We start from the raw sequence: 21,138 nt of genomic DNA on the forward strand, positions 1-21,138 counted from the left end.
CATGCGGCCGCCCCCGCGGCGCGAAGCGCCGCCTCGTCGGCGCGGGAGCGCCGGCGCGAGCACGCGAGCGGCACGGCGAAGCCGTGCCCGAGCGCGCGCAGACTCGAAAAAGCTAGTCTTCGATCAGCTCCGGGCGGAAGCCCGCGTCGCGCAGCGCCTGCAGCACGAGCTCGCGGTGCTCGGTGCCGCGCAGCTCGACCGACACCTGCAGGTTCACCTCGCTGATCTGCAGCCCCTGCCCGTGGCGCGTGTGCAACACCTCGATGACGTTGCCCCCGGCCTCGGCGATCACCTGCGAGACCTGCACGAGCTGGCCGGGGCGGTCGGGCAGCGGCACCCGCACGGTCATGTAGCGGCCCGACGCGGCCAGGCCGTGCGCGATCACCCGCTGCATGAGCAGCGGATCGATGTTCCCGCCGGTCAGCACCGCGACGGTGTGGCCCTGCGCGCGCACCTTGCCGGCCATGATGGCCGCGACGCCGACGGCCCCCGCCGGCTCCACGACGACCTTGGCGCGCTCGAGCAGGGCCAGCAGGGCGCGGGCGATGTCGTCGTCGCTGACGGTGACGACCTCGTCCACGAGCTCCCGGATGATCTCGAAGGGCACGTCGCCGGGGCGCGCGACGAGGATGCCGTCGGCGATCGTCGGCCGCGTCTCCACCGCGACCGGGCGGCCGGCCGCGAGGGACTCCGGCACGGGGGCGGCGCTCTCGGACTGCACGCCGACGATCCGCACCGTGCGCCCGGCGGCCGCCGCGCGGGCCTTCGCGGCCGCCGCGACGCCCGCGATCAGGCCTCCCCCGCCGATCCCCAGCACGATCGTCTCGACGTCGGGCGCCTCGTCCATCACCTCGAGGCCGAGCGTGGCCTGCCCCGTGACGATGTCCCGGTGGTCGAAGGGGTGGATGAGCACGGCGCCGGTGCGCTCGGCGTGCTCGGCGGCGAGGCGCAGCGGCTCGGTGACCGTCTCGCCCCTCAGCACGACCTCGGCGCCGTAGCCGCGGGTGGCCAGCAACTTGGGCACGGGCACACCGAGCGGCATGTAGATCGTGGCGTGGATGCCCAGCTCGCGCGCGGCCAGGGCCACGCCCTGCGCGTGGTTGCCGGCTGAGGCGGCGACGACCCCGCGGGCGCGCTCCTCGGGCGTGAGGCGCGAGAGCCGGTAGGTGGCGCCGCGCACCTTGAACGATCCCGTCCGCTGCAGGTTCTCGAGCTTGAGGCTCACGGGGTGGCCGAGCACCTCGGTCAGGTGCTGCGAGGGCTGCAGTGGCGTGCGCTCGATGACACCGGCGAGGCTCGCCGCGGCGGCCTCGATCTCGGCGAGCCCGGGCGTCGCGGACGTCCCCCGGGTCTGCTCGGCCATGGTCATGCCCGACTCCCTTCGTCGCCGGCCGGCGGCGCCGGCTCCGCCTCGTCGTCGGGGGCGTCGGCCTTCGGGCCGTCGTCCTTGGCCCCGTCGCCGCGGACCGATCTGGGCACGGTGCTCCAGATCACATCCGCGTCGGGCGGCGCGCCGGTGCGCCACGATCCGCTCGCCAGGGTGACGGCGACGACGTTCACGAACGCCGCCACGGGCACCGCGAACAGCGCTCCCGCGATGCCGCCGATCATCGATCCGCCCGCCACGACGAGCACGACGGCGAGCGGGTGCACCTTGACGGCCGACCCCATCAGCAGCGGCTGCAGCAGGTGGCTCTCGACCTGCTGCACGAGCAGCACGACCGCGAGCATCGCCACGGCGATCCAGATGCCGTTGTAGGCGAGCGCGATCACGACCGCGATGGCTCCCGTGACGATCGCGCCGACGAAGGGCACGAACGCGCCGAGGAACACGAGCACCGCGATGGGGATCGCCAGCGGCACGCCGAGCAGCACGGCGCCGATGCCGATGCCGACCGCGTCGATCGTGGCGACGATGATCTGCGTGCGCGCGTAGTTGATGAGGGTGCGCCAGCCGTTGCGGGCCGAGGCGTCGACCGCGGGGCGCGAGGAGCGCGGGAACAGCCGCAGCGTCCAGCGCCAGATCGAGGCGCCGTCGGCGAGCAGGCAGATGAGGATGAACAGGGCCAGCAGCAGCCCCGCACCGAGGTGGCCGACGGTGGTGCCGACGGTCAGCGCGCCGCTGAGCAGCGTCTCGGCCTGCTCGCTGAGGAAGCGGAAGCCGGTGTCGAACGCGTCGCTGATCTGGCGCTCCGTCAGCAGCCCGCTCGAGATCGCCCAGTCGCGCAGATCGACGATGCCCTGCGCGGCGCGGTCGCGCACCTCCCCCGCCTCGCGGCTCACCTGCCACACGACGAGCCAGATGAGGCCGATGACGATCGCGAGGGTGCCGAGCACCGAGACGACGATCGCGAGCACGCGCGGGACCCGCAGTCGCAGCATGAGCGTGAACCCCGGGTACAGCAGCGCCGTGATGAGGATCGCGACGAGCAGCGGGATGACGAGCAACTTGAACTGGATGACCAGCCAGACGCCCACGCCCACGGCCGCGGCGATGATCAGGAGCCGCCACGCGTAGGCCGTCGCGACGCGCAGTCCCGTCGGGACCTCCACGCCGTCCACCCCCGACGGGCTCGGCGCGGCCGCCCGCGGTCGCAGGAAGTCCCAGAACCCCCGGTTCGAATCGAGCGAGGGGCGGTTCTCGTCGCTCATCTGGCCAAGTCTAGGACCACGCCGTATGCCCGCACCGTGATGCGCGGTCTCAGCCGTCCAGGAAGTCGGCCATGAGCGGACCGGCCGTGCTCGCGCCGCCGTCGCCGCGCTCCACGAACACCGCCACGGCCAGGTCGCCGTGGAACGCGATCATCCACGCGTGGCTCGCGAGATCGCCGTTCTCGTCGGGCTCGCCGAACTCCGCCGTGCCGGTCTTGGCTCCCACGCCCGCACCCAGCCCCGCGAGGGCGCTTCCCGAGCCCTCGGTGACGACCGCCTCCATGAGGCCCCGCAGCGTCTCGGCCTCCTCGGCCGTGAGCGAGGACTCCGCCTGCTCGCCGGGGGCGACGAGGTACGGCGACACGGTGCGCCCCGCGGCGACCGAGGCGGCGACCGTCGCCATGCCGAGCGGCGTCTCGGTGACGATGCCCTGGCCGATCATGTTGGCCGCGTGCTGGGTCAGGGAGTCGGTGTCGTCCGGCCCCACGACGCCCAGGGAGGCCGCGGCGTCGCGCAGATCGGCGTCGGTCACGCGGTCGTTCAGGCCGACGAACGCCGTGTTGCAGGAGTTCGCGACGGCGGCGCGCAGGGTGATGCCGCCCAGCGCGGAGGCGGGGTACTCGCCGTAGTTGTGGAACGTGTAGCCGTCGACCGTGACCTCATCCGCGCATGCCACGGCGTCGTCCGGTGCCATTCCGGACCGCAGCAGGGCGAGCGTCGTCACGACCTTGAACGTGGAGCCCGGCGCGTACCGGCCGCTCGTGGCGGCGTCGAAGCCGCCGTTGCCGGGGCCGTTCGCGGCGGCCAGGATCTCGCCCGTGGACGGCCGGATCGCCACGAGCGCGCTCGCGGGCTCGACGCCCGCCAGCACCGCCTCGGCCCGCTGCTGCAGCGCGATGTCGAGCGTGGTCTGCAGCGGCTCGCCGTCCTCCGCCGGCCACTCGGCGAGCACGCGCGGATCCTCGTCGTCCTCGCCCGTCGACGCCGTGATGGTGACGGCCGGGGTGCCGCGCAGACGGTCGTTGTACTCGCCCTGCAGCCCCGACAGCCCGGTCTGCTCCCCGGGGGCGATCGCGCCGTCCGAGTTCTCGATGATCTCGGCCGTCGCCTCGCCGACCGTGCCGAGGATCTCGCGGGCGAACGTGCGGGTCGGCGCGAGCTGCATGGTCGTCTCGACGGCGCTCGCGCCGGGGATCTCGGCGAAGTCCGCCGGAACACGCGTGGCCGCGTCCTCGGGGCGCAGCACGATCGCCTCGACGAAGGCGAGCTCGCCCATCGCCGCGGCCCGCGCCGCGAACTCGTCGGCGTCGACCTGCAGTGCCGCGGCGATGTCGCGCGCGCTCTGGTCGACCTGGCCCGCGTCGATCCAGCTCTTGTCGAGGCCGTACCGCGTGACGGGCCGCTCCGTGACGATGGGCTCGCCGCCCGCGCCCACGATCGGCGCGCGCGGCGGATAGGCCCGTTCGACGCCGACCGTCTCGCCCTCCTCCAGGCCGTCGGCGACGAGCGCGGGCGACCACGGAAGGGCCCATTCGCCCGTCTCGCCGTCGCGGGTGAGCTCGAGCGTCTGCTCGTACGTCCACTCCCGCCCGTCGACGTCCCACGTCCACTCCGCCGGCACGGTCGCGACGTCCCCGTCCCGCTCGACCTCGCCGAGTGCGACGTCCAGCTCGTATCCGGCGAGCGGCTCGACGAGCGACGCGAAGTCGTCGCCGCCCGTCGCGCTCTCGGGCAGCTCGTGCCGCTCGAGAGCGGACTCGACGGCGGTGAGGGCCTCGTCGAGACCGTCGTCGCCCGGCGCGCAGCCGACGAGCCCGAGGGTCGTGAGGAGGACGAGGGCGGAGGCGGCGGGGATCCGAGACATCGCGGCCAGTATGGCAGGCCCCTCCGACGCGCCGGGCGCGACCGGGCCGATGCGCCGACGCGCCGCCGACCGCGCGGCGTATCGGGACGGATGGATCGTCGGGAGGCATGTCGGAGCCCCGCAGTAGCGTGGAGCGATGACGACCACGCGGATCGAGACCCTCAGCGCGGCCCAGGCGCGGCGCATCGCCCTGGGCGCGCAGGGCTTCGGCGGCGCGCGGCCCGCCGCCGCGGGGCCCGCGCGGCTGCACTCGGCGATGGAGCGGATGGGCGCGCTGCAGATCGACTCGGTGAACGTGTTCGCGCGCTCGCACTATATGCCGCACTTCGCGCGCCTCGGCGCCTACGATCGCGACGCTCTCGACCGGATGCTCTTCGGGCGCCGCGCCCGCTACGTGGAGTACGTGGCGCACGAGGCGGCGCTCGTGCCCGCGGCGGACTGGTCGCTGTGGCGGTTCCGCATGGACGCCTTCCGCGCGCGCTACGACGACTGGGCGCGCGCGCACGCGCCGACGCTCGACCGCCTGCGCGCCGAGCTCGCCGAGCGCGGTGCGGTCCGGCCGGCCGACCTCCACGACGAGTCGCCCCGCGCGCCGCGCGGCCCCTGGTGGGACTGGGACGACGTCAAGCGGGGGCTCGAGCTGATGTGGCGCTTCGGCGAGGTCGCGATCGCGGGCCGGCGCGGATTCGAGCGCAGCTATGCCCTGGCCGAGCGCGTGATCCCCGCCGACGCGCTCGCCCGCGAGGTGCCGCGCGCGGAGGCGATCCGCGAGCTCGTGCGCCGCGCCGCCCGCGCGCACGGCATCGCCACCGCGCCCGACATCGCCGACTACTACCGCCTGAAGGCGCGCGACGTCGCCCCGGCCATCGCCGATCTCGCCGACGCGGGCGAGCTGCTTCCCGTGCGCGTGGCGGGCTGGGATCGCGGCGGCAGGCCGCTGCCCGCCTGGCTGCACCGCGACGCCGCCGTGCCCCGCCGCGTCGACCGCGTCGCGCTGCTCACGCCGTTCGACCCCGTGGTGTGGTTCCGCGACCGCGCCCTGCGGATGTTCGGCTTCGACTACCGGATCGAGATCTACGTGCCGGCGCACAAGCGGCGCTTCGGCTACTACTCCCTGCCGGTGCTCGTGGGCGACCGCCTGGCGGCCCGCGTCGACCTCAAGGCCGACCGCGCGGGTTCGACTCTGCTCGTGCAGTCCGCCTGGTGGGAGCGGGACGCCCCGGCCGACGCGGCCGCGCGGATCGCCGCGGAGCTGCAGCGCGCGGCGGCGTGGCAGGGCCTCGAACGGGTCTCGGTCTCGGGGTGGGGCGACGCGGCGCACGACATCGCCGACGCGCTGCCCGGCGCCGAGCGCCACGACCACCCGCGCGCGCCGCTGGCGCCGGCGATCCCGCTGCCGCGCGCGGAGCAGACGGAGCGGGCGTCGTGACGGCCCCCGGCGACGCGGCCGCGGCGCCGGGACGCGCGCGCCGCACGCGGGCCGTGCTCGTCGCCGCCGTGGTCGTGGCGCTGCTCGCCGGCGGGATCGGCGCGTGGTGGATCGCCTCGCGCGGATCGGACCCCCGCGACACGGCGGAGCGCTACCTCACCGCGCTCGTCCGGGGCGATGCCGAGGCGCTCGACGCCGTGACCGATGCGGACGACGACGCGCTCGCGCTGTTCGCACGGGCCCGCGCCCACGTCTCGGACGCCGCCCTCGGCGCCGTCGAGACCGACGGCGACCGCGCCGAGCTGCACGCCGAGGTCACGCTCGACGGCGAGCCGCGCGAGGTCGCCGTGCCCATGGCGCGCGCCGGTGATACGTGGATCGTGCGAGCGACCACTGCCCTCACCGTGACGCCGTCCCGCGGCGACGCCTTCGCCATCGGCGACCGCGCGTTCGCGGCCGACGACACCCCGATCCTGCTGCCCGGCGCGTACGAGGTGACCGCGCTGCCGGGCGACATCCTCGACGGCGCGGCCCGCGTCGCGATCCTGCCCGGCCAGGAGTCCGCCGACGTCGAGCTCGATGCGACCGTCGCCGACGGCGCGACCGAGATCGTGCAGGAGCGGCTCGAGGGGCACGCCGAGCGCTGCGCGGCGGCGACCGACGCCGTCCCGGCCGCGTGCGGGATCGTCGTCCCCTGGGCGGCCGATCTGCGCGAGCTCGAGCGGATCGCGTTCACGATCGAGCGCTTGCCCCGGGCGTCGCTGGATGCCGACGCGGGCACGTTCCAGGCCACGGGCGGCGCGCTCGTCGCGGAGGCCTCCGGCGTCGCGCACGACGGCTCCGCGCAGAGCTTCACGTATCGCACCGACGATTGGACGATGCGCGGAACGCTCACCTTCCGCGACGCGCAGCTGATCCTGTCGGTGTTCTGACCCGTCGCACGGCGTAACACGAATCGGGCGGCCGGCATCGCGGCGATAGCGTCGGAGCATCCGCATCCCGGCCGTCACGCACTCGGAGTCCACCATGCCGTTCCCCCGCCTGCTCCCCTCGCTCGCCGCCGCCGTCGTCGTCGCGCTCGCGCTGACGGGTTGCGGCGCCGCCGCCCCCGCCGACCAGCCGGAGGACGAGAAGACGACGCTCCGGTTCGGCTTCAACCCTGGCCCCTACCGCGAGATGTTCGAGCAGGGCATCCAGCCGATCCTCGAGGAGGACGGCTACACCGTGGAGATCAGCGAGTTCACCGACGGGATCATCACGAACGTCGCGCTCGCGGACGGCGAGGTCGACGCGATCATCATGCAGCACCCGGTGTTCCAGGAGTCGGTCAATGAGCAGGAGGGGCTGCACAACGCCTCCCTCGTCCAGGTGCCGGGGCCGCCGATGGCGCTGTTCGGCGGCCAGAGCGACGCCCTGGACGATGTCGAGCCCGGCGCGACCGTCGCGGTGCCGAACCAGCCCTCGAACATGTACCGCGCCTTCCAGGTGCTCGCCGATGTCGGCTGGATCGAGCTCAGCGACTCGATCGATCCGGCGACCGCCTCCCCGGCAGACATCTCCGAGCACGTCGCCGGCATTGAGATCGTCGCGATCGAGAACGCGCAGCAGGTCGCGTCGCTGTCCGACGTGGACTACTCGGTGATCCAGGGCAACTTCGTCGTCTCGGGCGGACTGGACCTGACCGACGCCCTCGCGCTCGAGGAGCTGACGGACGAGTTCTCCGTGGTCGTGACCGTGGACGAGCCGAACCTCGAGACCGCGTGGGCGAAGGACATCAAGGCCGCCTACGAGTCGGAGGAGTTCGCCGCATACATCGCCGGCGACCCGCAGTACGCCGGTTACAACATCCCCGACGCGCTGGAGGACTGAGCGCCGGTGACCGACACAGCCTCCACCTCGCCCGAGGTCGCGGCCCTCGTCGAGTTCGAGCGCGTCTCGCGCGTCTTCCCCGGGCGCCGTGGCGCGCGGGTCACCGCCCTCGACGAGGTGACGCTGCGGGTGCCGCGCGGGAGCATCTTCGGCGTCATCGGCCACAGCGGCGCCGGCAAGTCCACGCTCGTGCGCCTCGTCAACGCGCTCGAGCGCCCCACATCGGGCGTCGTGCGCCTCGACGGGGTGGATCTGGCCGCGCTCGACGGCCGCGAGCTCCGCGCGATGCAGAAGCGCACCGGCATGGTGTTCCAGCAGTTCCACCTGCTCGAGACGATCACCGTGCGCGAGAACGTCGCCCTCCCCCTTCGCCTGGACGGCGTGCCCGCAGGCCAGGCCCGCACGCGCGCCGACGAGGCCCTCGCCTTCGTCGGGCTCGCCGCGAAGGCCGACGCCCACCCCGGTGATCTCTCGGGCGGCCAGAAGCAGCGGGTCGGGATCGCGCGGGCGATCGTGCGCAATCCCGAGATCCTGCTCTGCGACGAGGCCACGAGCGCGCTCGACCCGACGACGACGGAGCAGATCCTCGGGCTGCTGCGCCGCATCAACCGCGAGTACGGCACGACGATCCTCGTCATCACCCACGAGATGGACGTCATCAAGGATCTCTGCCACGAGGTGGCGGTGATGGAGGCCGGTCGGGTCGTGGAACAGGGGTCTGTGCTCGACGTGTTCGTGCGCCCCCGCAGCGCCACCACGTCGGCGTTCGTCGAGTCGGTCGTGCCGCAGACGCTGCCGGCGCGCGTCGTCGAGCGGATCGGCGGCGACCATCTCTGGCGACTGCTCCTGCTGGACGAGCAGGTCACGGCGCCGATCGTCGCCACGCTGATCGCGGAGATCGGCGTGGGCGTGAACATCCTGCACGCCGACATGACCGAGATCCAGCAGCACACCGTCGGCCAGCTCATCATCCAGCTGGACGGCGATCCCTCCCGGATCCGGCGGGCGCGGCAGTACCTCGAGGATGCGGTGCTCACGGTGACGGAGGTGCGTGCGGCATGAGCGCGCCCTTCACCCTGATCACGACGGAGCAGTTCTTCTCCGAGCTGGTCATGACGCTGTACATGGTGGGCGTGTCGCTCGCCATCGGCGCGGCGCTCGGCATCGTCATCGGCACGATGCTCGCGGTCACCCGTCCCGGCGGCATCCTGCCGAATCGCCCGCTGTTCCTCGTGCTGGGCACGTTCGTGAACCTGGTGCGCTCGCTGCCGTTCATCATCCTGCTCGTCGCGATCCTGCCGTTCACCCGCTTCGTCGTCGGATCGTCCATCGGTCCGGAGGCGGCGATCGTGCCGCTGGTCGTCATGATCGCGCCGTACATCGGCCGCCTCGTCGAGAACTCGATGCTCGAGGTGCCCGGCGGCATCATCGAGGCGGCGCGGTCGATGGGCGCCACCCCATGGCAGATCTTCCGCCGCTTCCTGCTGCCGGAGGCGCGGGGATCGCTGATCCTCGCGCTCACCACGGCGACGATCGGCCTCATCGACGCATCGGCGATGGCCGGCACCGTCGGGGCGGGCGGCATCGGCGATCTCGCGATCTCGTACGGCTACCAGCGCTTCGACGGATTCGCCATGCTCGTGACCGTGATCGCACTCATCGTCATCGTGCAGCTCGTGCAGGCGGCGGGCAACGCGCTCGCCCGCCGGGTGCGGAGGCGCTGAGGTGGCCGTCTTCCGCGCCGCGCAGCGGGTCGCGTCGCTGCCGCCCGGCTTCTTCGGCGAGATGGATCGGCGCATCGCGCAGGCACGCGCCCGCGGCGTCGACGTCATCGACCTGTCCAAGGGCAACCCCGACCTGCCCACGCCGCCGGCGATCGTGCGGGCGATGCAGCGCGCGGTCGCCGACCCGGTGCACCACCGCTACCCCGCCGCCACGCCGCTGCCCTCGCTCGCGCGGGCCATCGCCGCCGCGTACGCCCGCGACCACGGCGTCACGGTGGATCCCGAGGCCGAGGTGGCGGCGTTCCACGGTTCGCACGAGGCGCTGCTGGCCGCCTTCCAGGGCCTCGTCGACCCGGGGGCCACCGTGGTGCTGCCCGACCCGGGGTACCCGGCCTACCGCTCGCTCGCCGCGCTGGCCGGTGCGGGCATCGCCGAGTTGCGGCTCGACGCCGCTCGCGGGTACCGGCCGGACGCGCGCGGTTTCGCGGGCGCGGACGAGGCGGCGCTCGTCGTGCTGAACTCGCCGCACAATCCCACGGGAGCACTGGTGGACGCCGCCGAGGTCGGGGAGGTGCTCGCGCTCGCGGAGCGTCTGGGCGCTGCGCTCGTCCACGATTTCGCGTACTCCTCGCTCGGCTTCTCGGGCCGGCCGCTGTCGGCGCTCGCCGTCGACGCGTCCGGGGAGCGCACGGTCGAGATCTCCACGCTCTCGAAGACATACAGCATGGCGGGCTGGCGCCTCGGCTTCGCGGCCGGGAACGCGTCGCTGATCGCCGCGATGCGGCGCTACCAGAGCCATGCGCTCAGCACGATCTTCGGGGCGACGCAGGAGGCGGCGGCCGCCACGCTGTCCGGCGACCAGGACGCGGCCGAGGCGCTCGTCGAGGTCTACCGCGCGCGCCGCGACGCCGTCGTCGCGGCGCTGCGCGAGTCGGGGTGGCGCGTCGAGGCCCCCGGCGGCACCTTCTTCGTGTGGCTGGCGGTCCCCGGCGACGACGGGGCCTTCGCCGCCCGCCTGCTCGAGGAGCACGGCGTCGCGGTCGCGCCGGGCAGCGGCTTCGGCCCCGGCGGTGCCGGGCACGTGCGCATCGGGCTCGTGCACGACGAGGCGACGCTGCGCGCGGCCATCGCGCGCTTCCCCGCACCGGAGGCGTCGGCGTGAGCGGCCTGCGCCATCCCGGCCCCGGCGTCGTCGCGAGCGGCGAGGGCGCGCTCGATGCGCTGCCCCGCGTCCTCGACCGGATCGGGGCGCGACGGGTGCTCTCGGTGCACGGCAGGCGTGCCCGGCGCGCCGTCGCTGCGCACCTGCCCGCGCTCGACCCCGTCGAGACCGTGGACGCGGCATTCGGCGGAGAGTGCAGCCCCGCCGAGATCGCGCGCCTGGGAGCGCTCGCCCGCGACGCGGACGCGGTGCTCGGCATCGGCGGCGGGAAGGCGCTGGACACCGCGAAGGCGGTCGCGGTCGAGGCCGGCGTCCCGGTCGTCCTCGTGCCGACGCTGGCGAGCACCTGCTCGGCGTGGTCGCGCGTGAGCGTGTTCTACGACGACGACCACCGCCATCTGGGCCACGCGGAGCACGAGACGCCGACCCATGCGCTCCTCATCGAGCCTCGTGCGGTGTTCGACTCCCCGCCCGAGTTCTTCGTGTCGGGCATCGCCGACACGCTCGCGAAGTGGTTCGAGGTGCGGCCCCTGCTCGAGCGCGGCGACGCCTCCGTGCTCACCGCGATCGGCCGCGATGCCGCGCGGCGCTGCCGGGACGCGGTCCTCGTGCACGGCGTCACCGCCGTGCACGACATGAGGGCGGGCCGGCTCAGCGACGCGTGGCGCGACGTCATGGAGGCCGCGATCGTGTCGGCCGGGATCGTCGGAGCGTTCGCGGGGCCCCACGGGCGCGCGACGGCGGCGCACCCCGTCTCGGACGGGCTGAGCGCCGTCGACGGCACCCGCGACCTGCTCCACGGCGTCAAGGTCGCGTACGGGATCCTCGTGCAGCTCGCACTCGAGGCGCACTGGAACGACATCGACGCCCTCGCCGGGCTCTATGCCGACCTGGGGCTGCCGCGCTCGCTGGCCGACCTCGGCATCGACGCCGGCGACCGCGCGTCGCTGCACGCCATCGCCGCCGTGGCGGCGGACGAGCGCTCGTCGCTGCACCTGCTCCGGTCCGGGCTGCGAGCCTCGGACGTGGTCGAGGCGATGTCCGCGCTCGAACGACATCAGCTCCCGCTGCCCCGCGTCGCCCTCACGGCGGCGCCCGTTCCATCCCTCTGATCGAATCCACCACCGAAGGAGAAACCCATGGCCGACGTCGAGAGCTTCCAGCTGGATCACACCGCCGTCCTCGCGCCGTATGTGCGGCTCATCGCCGTCGAGCGCGGGCCCCGCGGCGACGCGATCTCGAACTTCGATCTGCGCTTCGTGCAGCCCAACCAGGGCGAGATCCCGACGGCCGGGCTCCACACCATCGAGCACCTGCTGGCGAGCCTGCTGCGCGACCGGATGGACGGCGTCATCGACTGCTCGCCGTTCGGCTGCCGCACCGGCTTCCACCTGATCGTGTGGGGCGAGCGCACGCTGGAGGAGATCACGCCGGTCGTCGCCGACAGCCTGCGCGCGATCGCCGAGGACGTCACCTGGGACGACGTGCCGGGGGTGAGCGCGGTCGAGTGCGGCAACTACCGCGACCACAGCCTGCACAGCGCCCGCGAGTGGGCGGCCCACATCGTGGCGCAGGGGATCAGCACGGACCCGTTCCGCCGGGTGGTCGCGTGACCTTCCCCGAGCTGCGCGGCCGGGTGGTGCTCGTCACCGGCGGCGCGAGCGGCATCGGAGAGGCGACCGTCGCGGCCTTCGCCGCCGAGGGAGCGACGGTGGTGAGCGCCGACGTCGCCCACGCCTCCGCGACGCCGACGGTCGCGCCGGACGGCGGCTGGCAGATCCGCCTCGACGTGGCCGATGAGCCCGCCGTCGACGCGGCCGTCTCGGCGATCCGCGACCGGGTCGGGCCGGTGGACGTGCTCGTCCACGCGGCCGGCACATCGACGATGGCGTACACGACCGAGACGACCCTGCCCGACTGGAACCGCAACCTCGAGGTGAACGCCACCGGCTCGTTCCTCGTCGCCCGCGCGGTGGCGCGGCAGCTCGTCGCGACGGGGCGGCAGGGCCGGCTCGTCCTCATCGCGTCGCAGGCGGGGAAGAACGGCTACCGGGGCATGAGCGGCTACGTCGCCTCGAAGCACGCCGTGCTCGGCCTCGTGCGGACGATGGCGGTCGAGCTCGCGCCGCGCGGGATCCTCGTGAACGCCATCTGCCCTGGCATCATCGAGACCCCGATGAAGCACCGGGAGCGCGAGGAGGGAGCCGTCGTGCGCGGGATGACGGCCGCCGAGATCGAGGCCGAGGACAACGCGCAGGTGCCGCTCGGGCGGACCGGTCAGCCGTCCGACGTCGCCGGCGTCGCGCTGTTCCTCGCGAGCCGACTCTCGTCGTACATGACCGGCCAGGGCATCAACGTCACGGGCGGCATGACGATGCACTGAATCCCCGATGCAGCTTGTTCAGAACTGCAGGGTGTCGATCGGCAAGTGCAGTTCTTTCAGAACTGCACGCGCGGCGGCTCGGCGATGGCGGCGCCGTCGACCACCTCGAAGAACTCCCGCTCGTGGAAACCGAGCTGGCGGGCGAAGAGGTTGTTGGGGAAGACCTTGATCTTCGTGTTCAGCTCGCGCACGCCGCCGTTGTAGAAGCGGCGCGACGCCTGGATCTTGTCCTCGGTGTCGACGAGCGACTGCTGCAGCTGCAGGTAGTTCTGGCTCGCCTGCAGCTGCGGGTACGCCTCGGCGACGGCGAACAGGCTCTTGAGCGCCTGCTCCATGTGGCCCTCGGCCACACCCGCGGCGCGCGGCGTGGTCGCCTGCAGCGTCTCGGCCCGCGCGCGCGTGACGTTCTCGAACACCGCCTTCTCGTGGGCCGCGTATCCCTTCACCGTCTCGATGAGGTTCGGGATCAGATCCGCCCGACGCTTGAGCTGCACGGTGATGTCGCTCCACGCCTCGTCCACCCGGACGTTCAGCTGCACGAGCGAGTTGTACGTCGCCCACAGGTAGATGCCGACGATCACCGCAATGGCCACGATGATCCCGACCGGAATCAGCAACTCCATGGAGAACCCCCTGTTCGCGACCCCATCCTAGAGGCCGCCCATCCGCGCCGGCAGGGAATCCCCCGGATCCCGCCCGCGCCGGTTCGGGTAGCGTCATGGCGTGACCGCCGCACGCTCGTTCCGCGCCGCCGTCCCCGCCGATGTGCCCGCCATCGTCGCGCTCGTCCAGCGCGCCTACCGTGGCGAGGCCAGCCGCGCCGGATGGACGACCGAGGCCGACCTGCTCGACGGGCAGCGCACGGACGCCGAGCAGGTGCACGCGCTGCTGAGCACGGCCGGCTCCGTCGTGCTGCTGGCCGAGCGTGACGGAGCGCTCGCGGGCTGCTGCCACCTCGAGCGCCGCGAGGGCCACGCGTACTTCGGCATGTTCGCCGTCGACCCCACCGCGCAGGGCGGCGGGATCGGCGGGGCGCTGCTGGCCGAGGCCGAGCGCAGGGCGCGCGAGGAATGGGATCTTCCCGAGCAGCGGATGACCGTGATCACGGCACGCCCCGACCTCATCGCCTGGTACGAGCGCCGCGGCTACCGCCGCACCGGCGCGCGCAGCCCGTTCCCATACGGCGACGAGCGCTTCGGCATCCCGCGCCGCGACGACCTCGAGTTCGAGACGCTCGCCAAGTCGCTCGTCGTCACGCACGCGCCGGATCGAGCGCCAGCCCGCTCGTGAACACGCGGCGTTCGCCCGTGAAGGGATCGTCGAACGCGAGGCGCTGGGCGAGCAGCTGCAGCGCGTGGCGGAAGTCGTACGGGTCGGGACCGAGGTCCTCGGGGTAGACCGGATCGCCGAGGAGCGGCAGTCCGAGGCCGTTCATGTGCACGCGCAGCTGGTGGGTCTTGCCCGTGTGCGGCCGCAGCACGAACTCCCCGGCCCAGCGGCCGGCGTGCGCGAAGGTGCGCACGAGCCGCATGGTCGTGTGCGCGTTCGGCTCGCCCGGGATCACCCGTACCGGCCGCTCCCCGTCGACCTTGAGCAGCCGGCTGCGCACATCGCGGTCCTCGCCGGTCTCGAGCCCGAGCGGCAGCGGGTCGCCGGGCGACCACCCAGGTGGCAGCCACGCGAGCGCGCGGTACGTCTTGTCGATCTCGCGCCGCTGGAACAGCACCTGGTACGCGCCACGGGTGCGGGGCCGCCGCGACAGCACGAGCAGCCCCGCCGTGACCCGGTCGAGGCGGTGGATGGCGACGAGCTCGTCCTCGCCGCGGGCCGCGCGCAGCCGCGTCACGACGCACTCGCGCACGAAGACGCCGTTCGGCGTGGAGGCGAGGAAGTGCGGCTTGTCCACGACGAGCAGGTCGTCGTCCTCGTGCACGATGCGCACCTCGAACGGCACGCGGTCCTCATACGGGATCGGCTTGTGGAACCAGTAGAAGCCGCCGGGCTCCACGGGGTCGTCGAGGCCGACGGCCGCGCCGCGCGCGTCGACGAGCGAGCCCTCCCGCACGAAGTACTCGGGCTCCAGCGGGCTCGCGCCGAAGGCCTGCTCGCGCCCCATCGTCTTCGGGATCACGGTGCCCGCCAGCCACTCGCGCACGGTGGCCGGCACGGGCAGGTGCGCCGCGGCGTGCGTCTCGCGCCCGCCCGGGGCCCGCAGCCGTGCGGCGGAGATGCCCTCGCGCGGCGGCAGTACGCCGGTCCTTCCCGATGACCTCACGAGCATCGGAGTCTACGCGGGCCCGCGTGGGCGAACCCGGGGCGTCCGATCAGAACCGGGCGAGGATGTCGGCGACGCCCTCGCGGAAGCGCGGGCACGTCGAGATGTCGTGCGCGGTGCACCGGAAGGCGTGCTCGGTCATCTCGCGCGAGCGCCTCATCTCCTCCATGCGGCGGTCCAGATCCGCCAGGTGCGCCTGCAGCACCTCGTGGCGGCCGTGGCCGTCGCCCTCCAGCAGCACGGCGATCTGCTCGAGGCTCATGCCGGCGGCCTTGCTGCGCAGGATGATCGCGATGCGCGCCACGTCGTCCTCGCCGTAGCGCCGCCGTCCGGCGGTGTCGCGCCGCGGCCGCAGCAGCCCGACCGACTCCCAGTGGCGCAGCACGTGCGTGGGCAGCTCGAACCTCGAGGCCACCTCGCCGACCGCCCAGCGCGCGCCCCGATCCTCCGCATTTGACTTCATGTCGACATGAAGTCACACACTGGCTCACGACGCAAGTCCGACGGACGGAAGGATCGACATGTACGACGTGATCGTGATCGGGGCGGGGCCCGCGGGCCTGCAGGCGGCCCTCACCCTGGGGCGGATGCACCGCACCGTGCTGCTGCTCGACTCGGGCGAGTACCGCAACGGGACGGTCGCCCACATGCACAACGTGGTCACCCACGACGGCACGCCGCCCGCAGAGTTCCGCGCCACCGCCCGCGCCCAGCTCGCGGCCTACGCGGGCGTCGAGCTGCGCGAGGCGTCCGCGCGCGACGTCTCGGGCAGCGTCGACGACTTCGCCGTGGCGCTCGATGACGGCTCCACGGCGCGGGGGCGCCGCGTGATCCTGGCCACGGGCGTGGCCGACGAGCTGCCCGACGTGCCCGGGCTGGCGGAGCTGTGGGGGCGGCGCGCCTTCGCGTGCCCGTTCTGCGACGGCCACGAGCACGCCGGCCGGCCGATCGCGCTGCTGGGCACCGCCCGGGCGGCACACCTGGTCGCACTGCTGGGCGGGATCGCCGAGAGCATCACGGTCTTCCCCATCGGCCAGCCGGCGACCGAGGACGAGCACCGGGCGCTCGAGGCCGCCGGCGCCCGCGTCCACCCCGGCCCGGCGATCGCTGTGCGGGAGGAGGGCGACGGCGTGCGCGTCGACACCGCCGAGGGCGGGACCGTCGTGGCCGGCGTGTTCATCGCGGCGGGCGGGATGCGCCAGCGGGCGCCCTTCGCGGAGCGGCTCGGGCTGCGCACGCTCTCCTCGGGAGCCATCGAGATCGACGAGTTCGGCCGCACCTCGCTGCCGGGAGTCTCGGCCGCGGGCGACCTCGCGCACCGGGCCACCCTCCCGGGCCCCGTCGCATCGGTCGTCATGGCCGCGGCCGCGGGACAGATGGCGGCGGCCGGCATCGTCCAGGAGCTGACGGCGCACTGAGCCGGGGGCGCCCGCCGGCGTCACACCATGCGCGCGGAGACGGCGGTCACGATGGGAATGACGATCGCTCCGACCGCGAGCGGGAGCACGAGCGCGATCCACTCGAAGTCGGCAAGCGTATCGCCGCCGAGAACGCAGGATCAGGCCGGCCGGGCGCCGTCGCGCCGCGCGGCCCGCTCGCGCGGGTCGAGCACGCGCAGCGCGACGTGCACGAGCGGGCCGATCAGGATCGCGAAGAGCACCGTGCCGATCCCGACCGTGCCGCCCAGCAGCCAGCCGAGCGCGAGCACGGTGAGCTCGACCGTCGCCCGCCCGCGCCAGTGCGGCCAGCCGAGGCGCTGGTGCAGCCCTGTCATGAGGCCGTCGCGGGGGCCAGGGCCCAGGTGCGCGCCGATGTAGATGCCGCTGCCCACGGCGACCACGACGATGCCGCCGAGCAGGGCGAGCAGCTGCAGCGCAAGGTGATCGGGCCGCGGCACGAGGTCGACCGTCACCTGCATCACGGTGCCGACGAGCAGCACGTTCAGCACCGCGCCGATGCCCGGGCGCTGGCGCAGGGGGATCCACAGCAGCAGCACGAGCGCGCCCAGCAGGTTGGCGACCCAGCCGATCCCGATGCCCGTGCGGCGCGCGAGGCCGTCGGCGAGCACGGTCCACGGGTCCAGGCCCAGGCCCGCGATCACCGTGAGCCCCACGCCGATGCCGAACACCGCGAGGCCCACGACCAGGCGCAGGGTGCGCCGGGCGAGCGAGACGGATCGGGGGCGTGCGGCGAGGGTCATGCCCCCAGTCCAGCGCATCGGCCGCCGAGGCGCGCGGTCCAATCCCGGGTCCGTGGCCGCGGGGCACTCGCGGCTCAGACGAGCGCGTCGACGAGCGTCGACGCGGCCGGCGCGTCGCGGGATGCGGCGACCTCGCCCCACGCCTCCGCGAGAAGCGCGGCGGCGCGGACGAGCGTGGCGGGCGCGCCCGTGAACGGCACGCGCAGGTGCCGCTCCAGCCCGCCGCCCACCGAGAAGCGCGGTCCGGCGCTCAGGAGCACGCCGCGCCGGCGCGCGGCGAGCACGAGCGCCGAGCTGCGGGCGGCGCCGAGGCCCACCCAGAGCGCGACGCCGCCGGCGACGTCCGGCACCTGCCAGCCCTCGACGCGGCGCAGCTCGGCGGTGAGGGCATCGCGCCCCGCCCGCAGCTGCGCCCGGCGCTGCGCGATGATCTCCGGCATCATGCCCACCAGCCGCTCCGCGACCGCCTGCTCCACCTCGGGGGTGCCGAGATCCGCCGCGGGCCGCGCCACCGCCAGCCGCTGGATCGTCTCCCGGTCCGCGCGGACCCAGCCCACGCGGATCCCGCCCCACACCGTCTTGCCGAGCGAGCCGAGCGTGACGATGCCGGGGCCGTCGCCCACGTCGGCGGCGAACGGCGTGGCGGGCGCGGCGCCCGAGATGTCGAGCTCCGCCGTGGTCTCGTCGACGATCAGCACGGTGCCCGTCGAGGCCGCCGCGTCCGCGAGCGCGTGCCGCTGCGCGACCGGCATCGACGCGCCCGTCGGGTTCTGGAAGTCGGGCATCAGGTAGGCCGCGACCGGCGACGCCCGCCGCAGCGCGTGCTCCGCGCGGTCGAGGTCCCACCCCTCCCCCGGCGCCACCGGCACGCCGACCAGCCGCGCGCCGGCCCGGCGGAACGCCTCGGCCGCGTGCGGGTACGTGGGGGTCTCGGTGAGCACGCGGTCGCCGCGCGACACGAGCAGCGAGGCGCACAGGGCGATGGCGCTCTGGGCGCCGTTGGTCACCATGATCTGGGCGGGATCGGTGGGCAGACCGCGCTCCGCGTAGCGCCGGGCGATCGCCTCGCGCAGGCTCGGCGAGCCGAGCATCTCGTAGCCGTGACCGCTGAACAGCCCCGCGCCCCGGCCGACGACCTCCGCGTACACCGAGGGGAGGCCGGGCCAGGGGGCCGGGCTCGCCTGGCGCAGGTCGAGCACGTCGCCGGCGCCGCCGAGCGGCGTCACGTCGCGCGTGCCGACGGGCAGCGTCTCGCTTCCCGAGCCGCGCACGCTGCGGATGTGGCCGCTCTCGCGCAGGCTGCGGTACGCGGCGGCGACCGTGGTGCGGCTCACACCGAGACGCGCGGCGAGCTCGCGCTCCGCCGGCAGCGACGTGCGCGGCGCGATCCGGTCGTCGAGGCACAGCACCCGCACCGCCTCCGCCAGCGCCTCGTACGCCGGCTCCCGCGTGCGCCACGCGCCGAGCTTCTCGACGAGGGCCCGGGCCGACAGCCGCGAGTCCACCATCCGGGCAACCTACCGCATTGGACTGCTCGGAGGAGTCCAATCCGCCTCGTGGCGCACTTAGCAATCGGTCTCGGTGGCGTCAAGCTCTTTCCTGCGCCCCGCGGCGCTCGTACCGTATTGGAGTTTTCACGCCGGCGTGGTGCCCTCGCTCGAGCGCATCGGCGGCGCCCCACCCGCACAGGACCGGTGCCTCGCGGCACCGCGCAGTACCGAACGAGGACGACCCGATGACCAACGATGTCCGGCACGTCACGCACGTGCTGTACCCGAACACGACCGACGACGACCACGGCCCGTGGGAGAACCCCGAGGCGGCGGATGAGATCTCGCGCCTGCTCGACGAGGGCTTCCGCATCGTCGACACGAGCGTCGCGCCGCTCACGTCGCCCTGGGTCCGCGCCGCCCAGCTCGTCTCCGCCACGCGGCTCGTGCTCGTGACGACGCTCGTCCGCACGGCCTGAGCGCCGACCCGTCCCCCCGCTGGGATTCGAACCCAGACTGGGCCGAGTTTAAGTCGGCTGCCTCTGCCGGTTGGGCTACAGGGGGACGCCTTCGCCGGAACGACGAAGGGCGCCCATCCACGTTAGGGGATGGGCGCCCTTTCGTCGTGCGGCGGCTACTCCGCGGAGACCTTCTCGGCCGGCTTCTCGCCGGCGGGAGCCTCGGCCTGCTTCTCCTCCGCCGGAGCCGCGGCCGGAGCGTCGGCGGGCTTCTCGGCCGGGGCCGGTGCCTCCTCGGCCGGGGGCTTCGGGCGCGAGGCGAAGGCCTCGAAGAAGCCGCGCGGGTTGGTCAGCGCGCTCAGCTGCACCTGGTCGCGGCCCAGGAAGAAGTTGTGCCACCAGCCCCACAGCACGCGCCACTTGCGCTCCCACGTGGGCATCGCGAGGCCGTGGTAGCCGCGGTGCGCGACCCAGGCGAAGAAGCCCTTGATGGCGATCTTGCCCGACTGGAACACGCCGTCGTACAGGCCGAGGCCCGCGACCGCGCCGAGGTTCTTGTGGTAGTAGTCCACGGGCTGCTCGCCGCGCAGAACCGCGACGAGGTTCTTGGCGAGGCGCTTGGCCTGGCGCACGGCGTGCTGCGCGTTCGGCACGCACGTGCCGTCGGGCAGGCCGCCGGTCTTGTCGGGCACGGCGGCGACGTCGCCCGCGGCCCACGCGCCCTCGACCACGTTCTTGTCGGCGTCGACCACGCGCAGGTCTGCCTGCGTCGTGATGCGGCCGCGCGGCTCGGTCGGCAGGTCGCTGCCGCGCACCACCTGCGGGTTGGCCATGACGCCGGCCGTCCAGATGATGAGGTCGGTCGGGTACTCCTCGCCCGTGTTGGTCTTCACGACGCCGTCCGTGGCGTCGGCGACCTGCGTGTCGAGGTGGACGTACGCGCCCTTCTTGGCGAGGTCCTTGAGCACCCACTCGGACGTCTCGAGCGAGACCTCCGGCATGATGCGGCCCATCGCCTCGATGAGGTGGAACTGCGTCTCCTCGAACGAGATCTCGGGGAACTTCTCGAGCAGCGCCGAGGCCGCCGAGCGCAGCTCGGCGAACGTCTCGATGCCGGCGAAGCCGCCGCCGACCACGACGACCGTGAGCAGTCGCTTGCGCAGCTCGCTCTCCTTCGGCAGCGCCGCGGCCTTCTCGAAGTTGGAGATCATGCGGTCGCGCACGGCCGCCGCCTCCTCGATCGACTTCATGCCGATCGCGTTGTCGGCGATGCCGGGGATCGGGAAGGTGCGCGACACCGAGCCCGCCGTGACGACCACGTGGTCGTAGTCCAGCTCGTACGGCTCGCCGCCCTCGGGCGTGATGGTCGCGGTCTTGTTCGCGTGGTCGATGCCCGTGACCTTCGCGTTCACGATCTTCGTGCGCTTGAGGTGGCGCCGGTGCGAGACGACCGCGTGGCGTGGCTCGATGGATCCGGCGGCGACCTCCGGCAGGAACGGCAGGTAGGTCATGTAGGGAAGCGGGTCGACCATGACGACCTCGGCCTCTCCCTTGCGAAGGTGCTTCTCGAGCTTCCACGCGGTGTAGAAACCGGCGTATCCGCCGCCGACGATCAGGATCCTGGGCACGACT

21 protein-coding genes and 1 tRNA gene are annotated in these 21,138 nt (G+C 73.7%); 12 read left to right on the forward strand and 10 right to left on the reverse strand.

Annotation, left to right across the window (positions count from 1 at the left end; genetic code table 11):
- Positions 1–112: 112 nt before the first annotated feature.
- Genes ilvA through ACWDR7_RS03660 form a run of 3 tightly spaced genes read right to left on the reverse strand, consistent with a single transcriptional unit; the run spans position 113 to position 4,516 of the window.
- Complete coding sequence (ilvA, locus tag ACWDR7_RS03650) at positions 113–1,363, reverse strand: threonine ammonia-lyase (RefSeq protein WP_449853654.1); 1,251 nt, start codon at positions 1,361–1,363, stop codon at positions 113–115.
- Positions 1,364–1,365: 2 nt separating this feature from the next.
- On the reverse strand, positions 1,366–2,652 hold the full coding sequence (locus tag ACWDR7_RS03655) for an AI-2E family transporter (protein ID WP_449853574.1): 1,287 nt from the start codon (positions 2,650–2,652) through the stop codon (positions 1,366–1,368).
- A 49-nt stretch (positions 2,653–2,701) separates the two neighbouring features.
- Entirely contained in the window at positions 2,702–4,516 is a 1,815-nt protein-coding gene (locus ACWDR7_RS03660) for a penicillin-binding transpeptidase domain-containing protein (protein ID WP_449853575.1), read from the reverse strand.
- A 136-nt stretch (positions 4,517–4,652) separates the two neighbouring features.
- On the opposite strand from ACWDR7_RS03660, the gene ACWDR7_RS03665 reads away from it, so the two are divergent.
- From ACWDR7_RS03665 to ACWDR7_RS03705, 9 genes are all read left to right on the forward strand, one after another.
- Positions 4,653–5,945 (forward strand): winged helix-turn-helix domain-containing protein, encoded by a 1,293-nt coding sequence (locus ACWDR7_RS03665; protein WP_449853576.1) that lies wholly within the window; start codon positions 4,653–4,655, stop codon positions 5,943–5,945.
- Positions 5,942–6,877, forward strand: a complete 936-nt coding sequence (locus tag ACWDR7_RS03670; protein ID WP_449853577.1) for a hypothetical protein — start codon at positions 5,942–5,944, stop codon at positions 6,875–6,877. The genes ACWDR7_RS03665 and ACWDR7_RS03670 overlap by 4 nt, the downstream gene beginning before the upstream one ends.
- A gap of 94 nt (positions 6,878–6,971) precedes the next feature.
- Positions 6,972–7,814, forward strand: coding sequence for a MetQ/NlpA family ABC transporter substrate-binding protein (locus ACWDR7_RS03675; RefSeq protein WP_449853578.1), 843 nt, complete (start codon positions 6,972–6,974; stop codon positions 7,812–7,814).
- A gap of 6 nt (positions 7,815–7,820) precedes the next feature.
- The gene (locus tag ACWDR7_RS03680; RefSeq protein ID WP_449853579.1) at positions 7,821–8,876 is read left to right on the forward strand and encodes a methionine ABC transporter ATP-binding protein; all 1,056 of its coding nucleotides are present in this window, start codon (positions 7,821–7,823) and stop codon (positions 8,874–8,876) included.
- Positions 8,873–9,538, forward strand: a complete 666-nt coding sequence (locus ACWDR7_RS03685; protein WP_449853580.1) for a methionine ABC transporter permease — start codon at positions 8,873–8,875, stop codon at positions 9,536–9,538. Before ACWDR7_RS03680 ends, ACWDR7_RS03685 begins: the two co-directional genes overlap by 4 nt.
- 1 nt (position 9,539) lies before the next feature.
- Positions 9,540–10,700 (forward strand): aminotransferase class I/II-fold pyridoxal phosphate-dependent enzyme, encoded by a 1,161-nt coding sequence (locus tag ACWDR7_RS03690; RefSeq protein ID WP_449853581.1) that lies wholly within the window; start codon positions 9,540–9,542, stop codon positions 10,698–10,700.
- The gene (locus ACWDR7_RS03695) at positions 10,697–11,812 is read left to right on the forward strand and encodes an iron-containing alcohol dehydrogenase family protein (RefSeq protein ID WP_449853582.1); all 1,116 of its coding nucleotides are present in this window, start codon (positions 10,697–10,699) and stop codon (positions 11,810–11,812) included. The genes ACWDR7_RS03690 and ACWDR7_RS03695 overlap by 4 nt, the downstream gene beginning before the upstream one ends.
- A gap of 27 nt (positions 11,813–11,839) precedes the next feature.
- Positions 11,840–12,313 (forward strand): S-ribosylhomocysteine lyase, encoded by a 474-nt coding sequence (locus tag ACWDR7_RS03700; protein ID WP_449853583.1) that lies wholly within the window; start codon positions 11,840–11,842, stop codon positions 12,311–12,313.
- Positions 12,310–13,083 (forward strand): SDR family NAD(P)-dependent oxidoreductase, encoded by a 774-nt coding sequence (locus ACWDR7_RS03705; RefSeq protein WP_449853584.1) that lies wholly within the window; start codon positions 12,310–12,312, stop codon positions 13,081–13,083. The genes ACWDR7_RS03700 and ACWDR7_RS03705 overlap by 4 nt, the downstream gene beginning before the upstream one ends.
- Positions 13,084–13,139: 56 nt before the next feature.
- Here the strand turns inward: ACWDR7_RS03705 and ACWDR7_RS03710 are convergent, their stop codons facing one another.
- A complete protein-coding gene (locus ACWDR7_RS03710; protein ID WP_449853585.1) occupies positions 13,140–13,706 on the reverse strand; it encodes a LemA family protein in 567 nt (188 codons plus the stop codon).
- 100 nt (positions 13,707–13,806) lie between these two features.
- Here ACWDR7_RS03710 and ACWDR7_RS03715 point away from each other — a divergent pair, with 100 nt between their 5' ends.
- Positions 13,807–14,373 carry a GNAT family N-acetyltransferase gene (locus ACWDR7_RS03715; RefSeq protein ID WP_449853586.1) on the forward strand — a complete coding sequence of 189 codons (567 nt, stop codon included), beginning with the start codon at positions 13,807–13,809 and terminating at the stop codon, positions 14,371–14,373.
- On the opposite strand, the gene ACWDR7_RS03720 is transcribed toward ACWDR7_RS03715, so the two are convergent.
- Both ACWDR7_RS03720 and ACWDR7_RS03725 read right to left on the reverse strand, forming a co-directional pair.
- On the reverse strand, positions 14,336–15,358 hold the full coding sequence (locus ACWDR7_RS03720; protein WP_449853587.1) for a pseudouridine synthase: 1,023 nt from the start codon (positions 15,356–15,358) through the stop codon (positions 14,336–14,338). The genes ACWDR7_RS03715 and ACWDR7_RS03720 overlap by 38 nt on opposite strands.
- 49 nt (positions 15,359–15,407) lie before the next feature.
- On the reverse strand, positions 15,408–15,821 hold the full coding sequence (locus ACWDR7_RS03725) for a MerR family transcriptional regulator (RefSeq protein ID WP_449853588.1): 414 nt from the start codon (positions 15,819–15,821) through the stop codon (positions 15,408–15,410).
- 58 nt (positions 15,822–15,879) lie between these two features.
- Between ACWDR7_RS03725 and ACWDR7_RS03730 the strand changes: the two genes are divergently transcribed.
- Positions 15,880–16,776 carry an NAD(P)/FAD-dependent oxidoreductase gene (locus ACWDR7_RS03730; RefSeq protein WP_449853589.1) on the forward strand — a complete coding sequence of 299 codons (897 nt, stop codon included), beginning with the start codon at positions 15,880–15,882 and terminating at the stop codon, positions 16,774–16,776.
- Between the two features lie 140 nt (positions 16,777–16,916).
- Here ACWDR7_RS03730 and yczE read toward each other — a convergent pair whose 3' ends face one another.
- Positions 16,917–17,558, reverse strand: coding sequence for a membrane protein YczE (yczE, locus tag ACWDR7_RS03735; protein WP_449853590.1), 642 nt, complete (start codon positions 17,556–17,558; stop codon positions 16,917–16,919).
- A gap of 74 nt (positions 17,559–17,632) precedes the next feature.
- On the reverse strand, positions 17,633–19,066 hold the full coding sequence (gene yczR / locus ACWDR7_RS03740; RefSeq protein ID WP_449853591.1) for a MocR-like transcription factor YczR: 1,434 nt from the start codon (positions 19,064–19,066) through the stop codon (positions 17,633–17,635).
- 227 nt (positions 19,067–19,293) lie between these two features.
- Here yczR and ACWDR7_RS03745 point away from each other — a divergent pair, with 227 nt between their 5' ends.
- The gene (locus ACWDR7_RS03745) at positions 19,294–19,527 is read left to right on the forward strand and encodes a hypothetical protein (protein ID WP_449853592.1); all 234 of its coding nucleotides are present in this window, start codon (positions 19,294–19,296) and stop codon (positions 19,525–19,527) included.
- Positions 19,528–19,538: 11 nt separating this feature from the next.
- Here ACWDR7_RS03745 and ACWDR7_RS03750 read toward each other — a convergent pair.
- Both ACWDR7_RS03750 and ACWDR7_RS03755 read right to left on the reverse strand, forming a co-directional pair.
- Positions 19,539–19,612: transfer RNA gene (locus ACWDR7_RS03750), tRNA-Leu, on the reverse strand.
- Between the two features lie 70 nt (positions 19,613–19,682).
- Entirely contained in the window at positions 19,683–21,134 is a 1,452-nt protein-coding gene (locus tag ACWDR7_RS03755) for an NAD(P)/FAD-dependent oxidoreductase (protein WP_449853593.1), read from the reverse strand.
- Between the last annotated feature and the right edge of the window lie 4 nt (positions 21,135–21,138).

Source organism: Microbacterium sp. NPDC003461, from assembly GCF_053588335.1.